Annotated in this window: 13 protein-coding genes; 6 read left to right on the top strand and 7 right to left on the bottom strand. The window is 65.1% G+C overall.

Annotated features, from left to right (window positions below; genetic code table 11):
- Window positions 1-35: 35 nt before the first annotated feature.
- A complete protein-coding gene (wrbA, locus tag ACZY0R_RS15420) occupies window positions 36-656 on the bottom strand; it encodes an NAD(P)H:quinone oxidoreductase (RefSeq protein ID WP_488859211.1) in 621 nt (206 codons plus the stop codon).
- A 263-nt stretch (window positions 657-919) separates the two neighbouring features.
- Here wrbA and ACZY0R_RS15415 point away from each other — a divergent pair, with 263 nt between their 5' ends.
- Together ACZY0R_RS15415 and ACZY0R_RS15410 are read left to right on the top strand one after the other, a co-directional pair.
- Window positions 920-1180: a UBP-type zinc finger domain-containing protein gene (locus ACZY0R_RS15415; RefSeq protein WP_035859954.1), complete on the top strand. Its 261-nt coding sequence runs from the start codon at window positions 920-922 to the stop codon at window positions 1178-1180.
- Window positions 1181-1282: 102 nt separating this feature from the next.
- Complete coding sequence (locus tag ACZY0R_RS15410) at window positions 1283-1804, top strand: DsbA family protein (protein WP_488859210.1); 522 nt, start codon at window positions 1283-1285, stop codon at window positions 1802-1804.
- 8 nt (window positions 1805-1812) lie between these two features.
- On the opposite strand, the gene ACZY0R_RS15405 is transcribed toward ACZY0R_RS15410, so the two are convergent.
- The 6 genes from ACZY0R_RS15405 to ACZY0R_RS15380 all read right to left on the bottom strand — a co-directional run bounded on the left by ACZY0R_RS15405 (window position 1813) and on the right by ACZY0R_RS15380 (window position 8374).
- Window positions 1813-2511, bottom strand: coding sequence for a GntR family transcriptional regulator (locus ACZY0R_RS15405; RefSeq protein WP_488859209.1), 699 nt, complete (start codon window positions 2509-2511; stop codon window positions 1813-1815).
- Window positions 2512-2568: 57 nt separating this feature from the next.
- Window positions 2569-3567: a 2Fe-2S iron-sulfur cluster-binding protein gene (locus ACZY0R_RS15400; RefSeq protein ID WP_488859208.1), complete on the bottom strand. Its 999-nt coding sequence runs from the start codon at window positions 3565-3567 to the stop codon at window positions 2569-2571.
- Window positions 3568-3801: 234 nt separating this feature from the next.
- A complete protein-coding gene (locus tag ACZY0R_RS15395) occupies window positions 3802-4281 on the bottom strand; it encodes a GlcG/HbpS family heme-binding protein (RefSeq protein WP_035867076.1) in 480 nt (159 codons plus the stop codon).
- A gap of 63 nt (window positions 4282-4344) precedes the next feature.
- Window positions 4345-5805 carry an aldehyde dehydrogenase family protein gene (locus ACZY0R_RS15390; RefSeq protein WP_488859207.1) on the bottom strand — a complete coding sequence of 487 codons (1461 nt, stop codon included), beginning with the start codon at window positions 5803-5805 and terminating at the stop codon, window positions 4345-4347.
- Between the two features lie 83 nt (window positions 5806-5888).
- The gene (locus ACZY0R_RS15385; protein ID WP_045243251.1) at window positions 5889-6620 is read right to left on the bottom strand and encodes an iron-containing redox enzyme family protein; all 732 of its coding nucleotides are present in this window, start codon (window positions 6618-6620) and stop codon (window positions 5889-5891) included.
- 215 nt (window positions 6621-6835) lie between these two features.
- Entirely contained in the window at window positions 6836-8374 is a 1539-nt protein-coding gene (locus ACZY0R_RS15380; protein WP_488859206.1) for a hypothetical protein, read from the bottom strand.
- A gap of 322 nt (window positions 8375-8696) precedes the next feature.
- Here ACZY0R_RS15380 and ACZY0R_RS15375 point away from each other — a divergent pair, with 322 nt between their 5' ends.
- From ACZY0R_RS15375 to ACZY0R_RS15360, 4 genes are all read left to right on the top strand, one after another.
- Window positions 8697-9449, top strand: a complete 753-nt coding sequence (locus tag ACZY0R_RS15375) for a sulfite exporter TauE/SafE family protein (RefSeq protein WP_488859205.1) — start codon at window positions 8697-8699, stop codon at window positions 9447-9449.
- 52 nt (window positions 9450-9501) lie between these two features.
- Window positions 9502-10434: an ornithine cyclodeaminase family protein gene (locus ACZY0R_RS15370; protein WP_488859204.1), complete on the top strand. Its 933-nt coding sequence runs from the start codon at window positions 9502-9504 to the stop codon at window positions 10432-10434.
- Window positions 10435-10620: 186 nt separating this feature from the next.
- On the top strand, window positions 10621-11352 hold the full coding sequence (locus tag ACZY0R_RS15365) for an iron-containing redox enzyme family protein (protein WP_045243251.1): 732 nt from the start codon (window positions 10621-10623) through the stop codon (window positions 11350-11352).
- Window positions 11353-11435: 83 nt separating this feature from the next.
- Window positions 11436-11801 (top strand): 2Fe-2S iron-sulfur cluster-binding protein, encoded by a 366-nt coding sequence (locus tag ACZY0R_RS15360; protein ID WP_488859203.1) that lies wholly within the window; start codon window positions 11436-11438, stop codon window positions 11799-11801.

Raw genomic sequence — 11801 nt, 5'->3', positions numbered from 1 at the left:
AAGCAAATTTAGAAAGACGTTTCCGGCAGCCGCGCTTAGCGCGCCATCAGTTTCGCGGCAATGCCAGCCACATGCCTTCCCTGGTAACGCGCGATCGCCAGTTCGTTCTCGCTGGGCTGGCGCGAGCCATCGGCCGCGGTCAGGGTAGACGCGCCATAAGGCGTGCCGCCGGTGATCTGGCTCATGTCAAGCAGGCGGGCCTCGATGTACGGCACGCCCACGATCACCATCCCCTGGTGCAACAGCGTGGTGTGGAAGCTGGTGATGGTGGTTTCCTGCCCGCCATGCTGGGTCGCCGTGCTGGTAAAGACACTCCCCACCTTGCCAACCAGCCCGCCGCTCATCCACAGCCCGCCGGTCTGGTCGAGAAAGTTGCGCATCTGCGCGCACATATTGCCAAAGCGCGTGGGCGTGCCGAACAAGATGGCATCGGCATCGGCCAGTTTTTCCGGCACGGCCATCGGCACATGGGCGAAGGCCGCGCGGGCGGCCTTGGCGCCACTCTTTTCCAGCACGGCGTCTGGCACCAGTTCCGGCACTTGCAGCAGCGCCACCTCGGCGCCGTCAACTTCGCGCGCGCCTGCCGCCACGGCTTCGGCCATCTTGTAGACGTGTCCGTACATGCTGTAGAAGACCACTTGAATCTTGCAGGTCATGACAATGCTCCTGAATGTAGGAAGGGGCAGGCGCCCCGAGGACGTCCGCAACAGAAGTAGCCGGCACCGATCATCGCCGGCGCGGGGCGCGCACAGACGGTATGCGTGCCGCCCATCCGCTTGAGTCTAGGCGACGACAGCGCGCCGCGCGACGGCGCCGCCCTTCCCTTCGCACCCGCGCCGCCTACAATGAAAGACCCTGGGATGTCCCCGTGCCGCGCGGCACGGGCTTGCCGGGCCTGCGTCAACGAGGGAGATTCGCGATGACGACGGCGTGTCCGCATCTTGCGCTGAGCCACCCTGTCACTCCGAGCGCAAGCGGCTGCGAGGAATGCCTGCGCAGCGGCGACGAATGGGTGCACTTGCGCCTGTGCCTGTGCTGCGGCCACGTCGGCTGCTGCGACGATTCCCCCAACCGGCATGCCACCCGGCATTTCCTCGCCACCGAGCATCCGGTGATCCAGTCGTTCGAGCCGGGCGAATCCTGGCGATGGTGCTATATCGACAAGCTGTTCATCCCTTGAAGAGCGTCGGCCAACGCGCGGCAACGCCGCTGAAGGCGATGAAGGCAATGAAGGCGCTGCCGCAAGCCAGTCCAGACACGCCAATCCCGGAAGGAGAATCCCATGCTGTCGACTCCCGTTAACCAGACCGATCACGTACTGGGGCGCGCAGCGGCCCACGTCACGGTGGTCGAGTACGGTGACTTCGAATGCCAGTATTGCCACCTGGCCTATGGCGGCGTGAAGATCCTGCTCAGCCGTTACCACGACCGCGTTCGCTTTGTGTACCGCCATTTCCCGCTGGCCGCCTGGCACCCGCAGGCCGAGAGCGCCGCCGAAGCGGCCGAGGCGGCCGGGGCCCAGCACAAGTTCTGGCCTATGCACCAGCAAATGTTCGAGCAGCATCACGGACTCAAGCCCGCGGCCTTGCGGCAGTACGCCGCCGCGCTGGAACTGGATCTTGAGCGCTATGACTACGACATGAAGTCCCACTCCTACCTCCAGCGCGTCCGCGAGCACCAACAGAGCGGCATCGCCAGCCATGTGCGCGGCACGCCGGCCTTCTTCGTCAACGGGGTGATACAGGACGTGACCTTCGGAATGGAGCATCTCGACCACGCCATCGCCGCCGCGCTGCACGGCTGAGGGGCTGACTAGCCGCCGGCGGGCGTCGCCGACTCCGCGGCGCTATAGACGTGCCGCGTGGCCAGCAGCGATGCAAGATCGGCATCGCCGGCAATCACTGCCCTTAGGATCTGCGCGTGCTCGTCCCAGTTCTGCTGGGCGCGCAGGTGGTGGGCCGGCGCAAATACCAGCCCGGTGCGCTCACGCAACGAGCGCATCATATCTTGCAGCACGCTGTTGGCGGCGATGGTGCCCAGCACTTCATGAAAACGGAAGTTGAGCGCGAGCAGGCGCTCGGCCTCGTCCTCGCTGGCGGCCGCGCTGCCCTGGCGCAGGACCTCCTGCAACTCGGCGACCAGCCGCGGGTCGCGCCGCTGCGCGGCCAGCCTGGCGTTGAGGCCCTCTAGGGTGGCGCGCACTTCGACCATTTCCCTGGCGACATGCTCCGACAGGCAAGCCACCGAGGCGCCGCGGCGCGGCTCGATGCTGACCAGCCCTTCGGCCGCCAGCGCGCGCAGCGCTTCGCGCACCGGCACGCGCGACACGCCCAGCTCGGCCGACAGTGTGTGCTCCACCAGCCGGTCGCCCTGGCGGTAGACGCCGCCGACGATGCGCTGGCGCAGCGTGTCGGTTACCTGCGCGAACAGTGGTGAATGGCGCGCGCCGAGGTTATTGCCGGAGAACGCCGGATTGGCGCCCGGTGGAACACTGCCGGATTGGTCGGACATGTTCGTCATATGGCCGCGCGGCATGGCGAGCGCCTGGCCCGCCATGCGCGCAAGGGTTCAGCTGCGTTGGAAGGTGAAGCTGTCCGCGTAGATATGCGCGCCGCTGGCACCGAGCGCGAGGAAAGTCTCGCGCGCGTCGCGGATCATGTCCGGCGAGCCGCACAGGTAGATCGCATGTTCGGACAGGTCCGGCAGATCGGCGGCGACGGCGTGCTGCACGTGGCCGCGCCGTCCGCTCCATGCATCGTCCGCGCGCGACAGCACCGGTACATACTGGAAATCGTAGAGACGCGCGCCCCACTCCTGGATCTGCTCGTGCATGTAGAGATCCGCCGCGGTGCGCATGCCCCAGTACAGCGAGACCGGCGGGCAGTCCGGATCGTCCATCAGCGATTCGAGGATGCTCTTGATCGGGGCGAGGCCGGTGCCGGTGGCCACCATCACCAGCGGACGATAGTCGTCCTTGCGGAAATAGAAGCCGCCCAGAGGCAATTCCACGTCGAGCTGGTCGTCCGAGCGCAAGCTGGCCAGCAGGCGTTCGGTAAAGTAGCCGCCGGGAATGCGGCGCACGTGCAGGTCCACCGTGCGGTCCCTGGGCACCGACGCCATCGAGAAGCTGCGCGCGATGCCGTCGCCGGTGAAGATCTTCAGGTACTGGCCGGGGCGGTAGTCGAGCGTTTCCGCCTGCGGCAGTTCCAACGTCAGGTGCACCACGTCGGCGCTGAGCGGCGCGATATTGCGGATCACGGCGGTGTGCCGCGCGGGCTCGGCGCATGGCTCGCCAGGCCGCGCTGTGCTGATCACCAGGTCGCTGGTGGGCCGGGCCTGGCATGCCAGCGCAAAGCCTTCGGCCTCTTCTTCCGGGGTCAGGCCCATGGGGTACTCGTCATAGGCCACCGCGCCTTCGACCAGCCTGACGCGGCACGTGGCGCAGCCGCCGAAGCGGCAGTCGTGCGCCATCTGCACATTGGCGCGCAGGGCGCCGTCCAGCACCGTTTCGCCGGCGCCGGCTTCGAACGATTGCTGGGATTCGAGGAGATGGATGCGGTAGGACATGGCTGACTCGGAATGCGTGGGGATATGGACTTCGAAACCTAAAACCTAAAACCTAATGTCAAAGGCAGTTTCACCCCCCCTGCGGGGGGCGACCTACTTTCTTGTCTTGCTTGCCAAGAAAGTAGGCAAAGAAGGCGCGCCGGATGGGGCGACACCCCCTCGGGATCCGGCCTGGTACACCTTGACGGCTCGCTTCGCGTCGCGTGATTTGCCGGCTGTCGCTGGATTCTGGATTTACTTCTTGATATCGGCTTCGGCCAGCACCTTCAGGTCGTCGCCGGCAAGCAGTTCCTGCAGGGCCTGCAGCGCTGCCACGCCAGCGGCGGTATCCTGCTCGCCATTGCCGCCGCTCAGGCCGATGCCGCCGATCACTTCGCCGTTGACCACGATCGGGAAGCCACCCACGAACACCGCGAACTTGCCCTCGAAGCTCCACTGGATGCCGAAGGCCTCATTGCCCGGCAGCGCGGGGCCGTTCGGCGCCTGGTTGAACAGGTGGGTCGAGCGCTTGTGGCCGGCGGCCGTGAAGGCCTTGTTCCAGGCAATCTGCGGGCCGGTGATGCGTGCGCCGTCCATACGCTCCAGCACCAGCGGGTAGCCGCCGTCGTCGACCACGCAGATTGATTCCAGCACGCCGATTTCCTCGGACTTGCGGATGGCTGCCGCCACCATGTGACGGGCTTCCTTCAGTTCCAGCTTGATGGCTTTTCTCATGTCCTGCTCCTGCTTGATGCGTGAATGCTGCGTGAATGCCGGTTGGTTTGCGGGCGCGCTGGTTCAGCAGCCGCGGTAGACGGTCTTGATTTGCGTGTAGAACTCCAGCCCTGCCCGGCCCGACTCGCGGAAGGTGGAGGTGCTGGATTGCTTGAGCCCGCCGAACGGCGCGTTGATCAGGTTGCCGGTAGTGGTGCGGTTGATCTTGACCGTGCCCGACTGGATGTCATGCGCGAAGTCGTGCGCATAACGCGGGTTGCTGGTCACGATGGCGGCCGACAAACCGTATTCGGTGTCGTTTGCCTTGGTAATGGCGTCGGCGTAGCTGCTGGCTTCGATGATGGCGATCACCGGCCCAAAGATTTCCTCGCGGGCAATGCGCATCTGCTGCGTGACGTCCGTGAAGATCGCCGGCGAGACATAGAAGCCCTTGTCGTATTGCTCGCCGCCCAGACGGTCGCCGCCGCACAGGTGCGTGGCTTCGGCCTTGCCGGCCTCGACAAAGCCGAGCACGGTCTCGAGCTGCTTGCGCGTGGCGAGCGGGCCGACGTCCATGCCCGGCGTCATGCCGCTGCCGATCTTCAGCGTCCTGACCTTGGCCAGCAGCTTCTCGGTAAAGGCTGCCTTGACCGATGCCATCACCAGCACGCGGCTGGTTCCGGTGCAGGCTTGTCCGCTCAGCGACAGGCCGCCCTTGATGGTGAGATCCACGGCGCGGTCCAGGTCGGCGTCTTCCATCACGATCAGCGGGTTCTTGCCGCCGAGCTCCATCTGCGTGCGCGTGCTCAGCGACACCGAGCGATGGATGTGCTGGCCGGCCGCGGTGGAGCCTGTAAAGGAAATCGCCCGCACCGCCGGTGCTTCGGTGATCGCCGCCCCCACGTCGCCGGCACGGCCAGTGATGAAGTTGAGCACGCCCTTGGGGATGCCGGCTTCGACAAAAGCCTGCGCCAGCCGATAGCCGCTCAGCGGCGCATCCGACGAGGGCTTGAACACCACCGTGTTGCCGGCAATCAGTGCCGGGGCAATCTTGCGCGCCGGAATCGAGACCGGGAAATTCCACGGCGAGATCACCGTCACCACGCCCAGCGGCTCGCGCTGGCTGTAGACGATCATGTCGGGATCGTCCTGGGGATAGGTCTCACCTGAGAACGACAGCCCCTCCACCGCGTAGAAGCGGATAGTCTGCGCCGAGCGCAGGACTTCGTCCTTGCTCAGGTTGAGCGCCTTGCCCTCTTCGCGCGTAAGTTCCTCGGCAATCTGGTCGGCGTGTGCTTCGAGATAATCGGCGGCGCCATTGAGGATCCTGGCGCGCCTGGTGATCGGCGTCTTCTTCCACGCGTCGAACGCGGCCGCGGCGGCGGCCACGGCGGCCTGCGCGTCTTGCGCCGTCGAGGCCTGGAAGCGGCCCACGATGTCGCCGGTGTCGGCCGGGTTGACGTTGTCGAAGGTGCGGCCGCTGGCGCTCTTCGACCACTCGCCGTTGATGTAGTTGGTGAATTCGTCTGTCTTTGCCACTGCCATGATGTCGAAGCCTTTATCCGGTCGGGCCCCGGGCGGGACCGTCCAATGCCAATGCGATGCTGCTTTTCCGTCCAGGGGCGGGATCAGGCGGCCATGCCGAGTTCAGGCAGGGAGATCTCCTGGGCGACGTAGTCGTGATAGAGCGCGGTGGTGTAGAGCAGGCGCATCTGTGCGCCGATCTCGCAGATTTTCAGGCAGCGCTGCTGCAGTTCGGGCGTGTCGGCGTGTTCCAGCACGATCTGGTAGCCGCGTTCGCCGTGGATTTCATCGGAGACGATGTGCAGGTCGAAGAATTCGACTTCCTCGTCGGTGAAGCCGTATTTGTCGCGCAGGGTCGGGGTCTGCTTGCGGTAGATCGACGGCACCTGGGACTCCAGGCCGACCACCAGGCCGGCGACGGCGACGATCGGGTCTTCGCGCATGGCCACGGCGTAGCACCAGCTTTGCAGGCCACGGGTGGTGGCGGACATATTGTCGGGGTCGATCACACGCTCGCGGGTGGTGCCGCAGGCTTCAGCAAAGCGGATCAGCAGGTCGGTATGGCGGTCGCCGCCGATTTCTTCCTCATACATATTGGCCAGCAGGAAGTCCTTGGCTTCGGTGAAGCGGTCGGGGGTGCGGGCGTAGATGTAGGCGAGGTAGTCGGCGAAGGGGCCGACGTAGTGGTAATGGTTCTCGGCCCAGCGCGCGAGGTGGTCGCGGGAGAGCTTGCCGCTGGCCCAGGCCACGCTGAAGGGGGCCTTGTTGGCGCTCTTGCCCTTGATGGCGTTTTCAAGGGCGGCACGGAAATCATCACGGTTCATCAGTTCGGCCATTTTGGGGGGGCTCCTGTGGGCAACGAGTTCAAGGTTTGGGGACTGCGTGGCGTGGTCCGGAGAGGTGAGCGGGCTAGACAGCCCAACCCGGTAAGTCCGATACCTTGAATCTTATTGTATACTATCTACCGCTTTTGTGTGGACGGTATACAACTCTTTCGGGAATAAAAAAACGAGGCTTTGGGAGGCCTCGTTTTTCGTCGTGCGCGGTGGCGCTACCGCCAGAGGAACATGGCGCAAACGGTGGATACGCCCAGCCCGATCAGCACCGGCACCAGCAAGGCGCGCACCGCGTCGAGCACCGGCACGCGGGCAAAGCCGGCCACCGCGATCAGCGAGGACCAGGCGATCAGCGTGCCGCCGCCCGTCCACACCGCGCCCATCTGCCCGATTGCCGCCAGGGTGGCGGAATCGAAGCCCACCACCGGACCCAGCGCGCCGGCCAGCGTGCCGGTCAGCGGCAGGCCAGCGAAGCCGGAGCCGTCGATGCCGGTGATCATGCCCACCAGCAGCACACCGAAGGCGACCAGCACGTGGTTGTCCGGGATCATGTGCTGGTACGCCTGGATCAGCTCGAACAGCAGGCTGGGCGCCTTGCCGGCGCCGACACCCAGGATCTGCGCCGCGGTCTCGCCGGCGCCGACGAAGAAGAAGCCGGCAATCGGCAACACCGAGCCCATCGCCTTGAAGGCGAAGACGAAGCCGTCCGTGATGTGCTCCGGGCATACGTCGAGCATCTTGCGGGGGCCTTCGGCGGCCAGCGTGGCCAGCATCATCAGCACCGCCGCGACCCCGCCAACCAGCGCGGCAGCATCGCCGCCCTTGAGTTCCGGCAGGCCGCTGCCCATCTTGGGCACCACCATCACCGCTACCACCGCCAGGAACGCGAGCGGCGTCACCACGGCAAAGCACTTCGACCACTTGACCCGGCGCAACGCCACCATGGCCAGGCTTCGCTCGATATTGGAATCGGTGGCCAACGGCTCGTCGTGTTCGGTGCCGCGCGCGATCTCAGCCTTGTCGAAGGTGCCGGACTGCTCGAAGCGCTCGTTGGCGCCACTTGCGCGGGCTTGCCAGTTGGTCAGCAGGCTGCCGCTGGCCGGCACGATGTGCTTGCGCATCGACAGGTACGCCAGCGTCAGCGCGATGACGCCGGTAATGATCGACAGCACCAGCGCACGGTCGGCCACCACCACCGCACTGACCGCCGCGCCGGCGGCTTTGGCGCTGATGCCCGGCGCCACGCCGATCACATAATCCGACGACAGCGCCATGCCCTGCCCGGCTATGGCAATGGCCATGGCGCCCGCCAGCGGCGGCAGTCCGGCGGCGATCGCGGCCGGCAGCAGGATGGCGGAAACCAGCGGCACCGCCGGCGTGGGCCAGAAAAACAGCGAAATCACATAGGTAATGCCAGCCAGGATAAAGAAGGCGGAATGGCCGTTCTTCATCACTAGCCGGAACGGCTCGACCATCCGGATATCCGAGCGCAGCGTCTTCAGCGAATTGAGCAGCGCTGTCATGAAGGCGATGACCAGGAAGATGTTGAACAACTCCTTGGCCGCCACCAGGCTTGCCGAAAAAACCCCTCCCAGTGCAGAGACCGGGCTGCCGGTCAGTGCGAACACCACCAGGAACGTACCAAGAATCGACGGTACGACCACGTTGGCCCGCAGGATCATGGTCAGGACGATCACCGCCACGCCCAATAGGTAGATCCAGTGTGCCGCGCCAATCACCACTTCCTGTTGCATGAATTCCCCTTGGATCTTTATCTGTAGAGACCATCGTGTCTGGGGCTATGGCTGCCCCATTAACGTATACTATATTCTTAACTTAGATCAAAACAAGCAGAATCTTATTGGGGTAGGGAATCCCCCCAAACCGGTGCAAACCCTTATATTTCAGCGCCATAAGCGGGATTTCAGGCACCTTTTGGGAGCCGGTGTTGACAGGAAATCCGCAATGGATGCCTTTTTGCCTTAATTTATGTAGACTGTATACCAATAAATTCGCGGGCAGCGGCGTGCAGACGCTCCCAACCGATCCATTCCGCAGGCGTCACACAAGACATACATGACGATTTCCATCCTCCTTCCCGCCGGCGTAACGGCCTGGCAATTCGGCATGATGGGCGCCCTGATCCTGGTGGGCGCCTGCCTGCAGGGCGTAGGCGGGATCGGCTTCTCCATGGTGTCGGCGCCGGTCGCGGTGCTGTTCTTCCCGCAACTGGCACCCGGCCCCTTGCTCGCCATGGGTGGCCTCGTCTCCTTGCTTGGTGCGCTACGCGAGTTCCGTGCCATTGCCTGGCGCACGGCGGCCAATGCCCTTCTGGGCCGCGCCGCCGGCACGGTGGTGGCAGTCGCTGCGATGACGCAATTGCCGGCGGAACTGCTGGCGCTGGTGTTCGCGCTGTCGATCCTGGCCGCGGTGGCGCTCAGCCTGCGGGGCTGGCGGGTGCAGGCTTCCGGGCTGAACATGGCCGTCGCCGGCGCGGCTTCAGGCTTCATGGGCACTGTCACTTCGGCTGGCGCCCCGCCCTTTGCCATCGTCATGCAGCATCTGCCGCCGCCGCAGTTGCGCGCCACCATTGGCTGCATCCTTTGCGCCGGTGCGGCCTTCTCGCTGGCCATGCTGTCCGCCGCCGGCCGCTTTGGGCTGAGCGACCTCTGGCTCAGCCTGAGCCTGTCGCCCATGCTGCTGATCGGCTTTGCCGTCTCGAACCGCCTCAAGAACCGCTACTCGGCCAAGGCCGTGCGCAAGCTGCTGCTGGCGCTGTGCACCGCCGGCGCGATCGGCGTGCTGGTCAAGCTTGCCCTGCCCGCCTGAAACCCCGCACCCGGAATCTCCCCTCCGTTCCCGCTAATCCAGGAAACACACCATGTTGCATATCACCGACGAGATGATCGACCGCCACGTCAGCGCCGCCGACGCCCAGCAAGTGATGCTGGACGCCTTCCGCAGCTTTGGCGAAGGCAAGGCTGCCATGCAGGAGCGCATCCGCACCGAGGCGGGCGGCGTCAAGCTGTCCACGCTCGGGGCGGTGATTCCCGAGCAGCAGGTGGCGGGCGCCAAGGTCTACACCACCATCAAGGGGCAGTTTTCCTTTGTCATCCTGATTTTCTCGACGGAGGACGGCCGGCCGCTGGCCTCCTTCGATGCGGGCGCCATTACCCGGCTGCGCACCGCGGCCTGCTCGGTGTTGGCCGCCCGCCACCTGGCCCGGCCGGACGCGGAAGTGCTCGCACTGTTCGGCGCCGGCACGCAAGGCGTGCAACATGCCCGCCAACTGGCCGCCACCCTGCCACTCAAGCGCATCCTGCTGTCCGACCCGTATGCGGACGCCGCCACGCCCGAACGCCTGGCGCAGTGGTGCGGCATCCCCGTCGCCTTCGCCGAACCGGACCAGGCTGTGGCGCAAGCCGACATCGTGGTCACCGCGTCACGCTCCACTACGCCGCTGTTCTCCGGCCAAGCACTCAAGCCCGGCGCCTTTGTCGCGGCGATCGGATCGAGCCTGCCGCACACTCGCGAACTGGACGATGTGGCGCTCTCGCGCGCCAGCAAGCTAGTGGTGGAATGGCGCCCGCAATCGATGCGCGAAGCCGGCGATATCGTGCTGGCCGATCCGGCCGCGCTACCCGACGACAAGGTCGTCGAACTGGCCGATGTGGTCACCGGCCGCGTACAGCCGCGCGGCAGCAACGCCGACATCCTGATCTACAAGTCGGTGGGGGTCGGGCTGGAAGACGTGGCGCTGGCGGGCTTCGCCTACAGGCAGATCGCCGCGGCGGGTGAAGCCAGAGCCGCGTGAGCGCAAGGCCGGGTGCGCGAATGCTCGCCTTGGCAAGTTTGGCTCAAAACCCCTTTCGCAGAACTGTAGATAGTATACAATATTCACAGAGATTCCGGATGCGGCTGGTTTCTGCGGCCCTGACCCCCGGACCACGCCACGCAGTCCCCAAACCTTGAACTCGTTGCCCACAGGAGCCCCCCCAAAATGGCCGAACTGATGAACCGTGATGATTTCCGTGCCGCCCTTGAAAACGCCATCAAGGGCAAGAGCGCCAACAAGGCCCCCTTCAGCGTGGCCTGGGCCAGCGGCAAGCTCTCCCGCGACCACCTCGCGCGCTGGGCCGAGAACCATTACCACTACGTCGGCCCCTTCGCCGACTACCTCGCCTACATCTACGCCCGCACCCCCGACCGCTTCACCGAAGCCAAGGACTTCCTGCTGGCCAATATGTATGAGGAAGAAATCGGCGGCGACCGCCATACCGACCTGCTGATCCGCTTTGCTGAAGCCTGCGGCACCACCCGCGAGCGTGTGATCGACCCCGACAATATGTCCGCCACCACCCGTGGCCTGCAAAGCTGGTGCTACGCCGTGGCCATGCGCGAAGACCCGATCGTCGCCGTCGCCGGCCTGGTGGTCGGCCTGGAGTCCCAGGTGCCGTCGATCTACCGCAAGCAGACCCCGACCCTGCGCGACAAATACGGCTTCACCGACGAGGAAGTCGAATTCTTCGACCTGCACATCGTCTCCGATGAAATCCACGGCGAACGCGGCTACCAGATCGTGCTGGAACACGCCGACACGCCCGAACTGCAGCAGCGCTGCCTGAAAATCTGCGAGATCGGCGCACAGATGCGCCTGCTCTACACCACCGCGCTCTATCACGACTACGTCGCCCAGGAGATCTCCCTGCCTGAACTCGGCATGGCCGCCTGAGGCGGCCGCCAGAGCGCGCAATAAAGCGCGGCCGGGCCCATTGCACCGGCCGCCCCCTCACAGACCGCTTGCGGAAACGTTGTATGCCGAAAGTCGTATTTCACAAGAACGGCCAGACCTTCGAGGACGAGGTCAAGCCCAGCACCAACCTGGTGGTGCGCGCGGGGATCAAGCAGTTTCCCTATCCGAACCTGCGCTACGAGTGCGGCATGGGCAAATGCTCCAAGTGCGCCTGCCGCGTGATCGCCGGCGGCGAGCACCTGCCGCCGCCGAACTGGAAGGAAAAGAAGCAACTAGGCGAGCGGCTGGAACAGGGCTATCGCCTGACCTGCCAGATCTGGCTGGAGCACGACATCGAACTCAGCCAGGACGAGTTGCCAGTGGAGAACGCCACGGCGAGCAGCGTAGCGAACGTTGCGCAAGCCAGCATCGCGGCCAGTCCGCAGTAA

Source organism: Cupriavidus sp. F041 (assembly GCF_057814235.1).
The sequence above is the reverse complement of the archived record's forward strand: the minus strand, read 5'-3'. Positions and strand labels throughout refer to the sequence as shown.

Excerpts from the sequence above, each read along its gene's own strand:
- wrbA (WP_488859211.1), bottom strand. The coding sequence starts at position 656 with ATGACCTGCAAGATTCAAGTGGTCTTCTACAGCATGTACGGACACGTC.
- ACZY0R_RS15415 (WP_035859954.1), top strand. The coding sequence starts at position 920 with ATGACGACGGCGTGTCCGCATCTTGCGCTGAGCCACCCTGTCACTCCG.
- ACZY0R_RS15410 (WP_488859210.1), top strand. The coding sequence starts at position 1,283 with ATGCTGTCGACTCCCGTTAACCAGACCGATCACGTACTGGGGCGCGCA.
- ACZY0R_RS15405 (WP_488859209.1), bottom strand. The coding sequence starts at position 2,511 with ATGTCCGACCAATCCGGCAGTGTTCCACCGGGCGCCAATCCGGCGTTC.
- ACZY0R_RS15400 (WP_488859208.1), bottom strand. The coding sequence starts at position 3,567 with ATGTCCTACCGCATCCATCTCCTCGAATCCCAGCAATCGTTCGAAGCC.
- ACZY0R_RS15395 (WP_035867076.1), bottom strand. The coding sequence starts at position 4,281 with ATGAGAAAAGCCATCAAGCTGGAACTGAAGGAAGCCCGTCACATGGTG.
- ACZY0R_RS15390 (WP_488859207.1), bottom strand. The coding sequence starts at position 5,805 with ATGGCAGTGGCAAAGACAGACGAATTCACCAACTACATCAACGGCGAG.
- ACZY0R_RS15385 (WP_045243251.1), bottom strand. The coding sequence starts at position 6,620 with ATGGCCGAACTGATGAACCGTGATGATTTCCGTGCCGCCCTTGAAAAC.
- ACZY0R_RS15380 (WP_488859206.1), bottom strand. The coding sequence starts at position 8,374 with ATGCAACAGGAAGTGGTGATTGGCGCGGCACACTGGATCTACCTATTG.
- ACZY0R_RS15375 (WP_488859205.1), top strand. The coding sequence starts at position 8,697 with ATGACGATTTCCATCCTCCTTCCCGCCGGCGTAACGGCCTGGCAATTC.
- ACZY0R_RS15370 (WP_488859204.1), top strand. The coding sequence starts at position 9,502 with ATGTTGCATATCACCGACGAGATGATCGACCGCCACGTCAGCGCCGCC.
- ACZY0R_RS15365 (WP_045243251.1), top strand. The coding sequence starts at position 10,621 with ATGGCCGAACTGATGAACCGTGATGATTTCCGTGCCGCCCTTGAAAAC.
- ACZY0R_RS15360 (WP_488859203.1), top strand. The coding sequence starts at position 11,436 with ATGCCGAAAGTCGTATTTCACAAGAACGGCCAGACCTTCGAGGACGAG.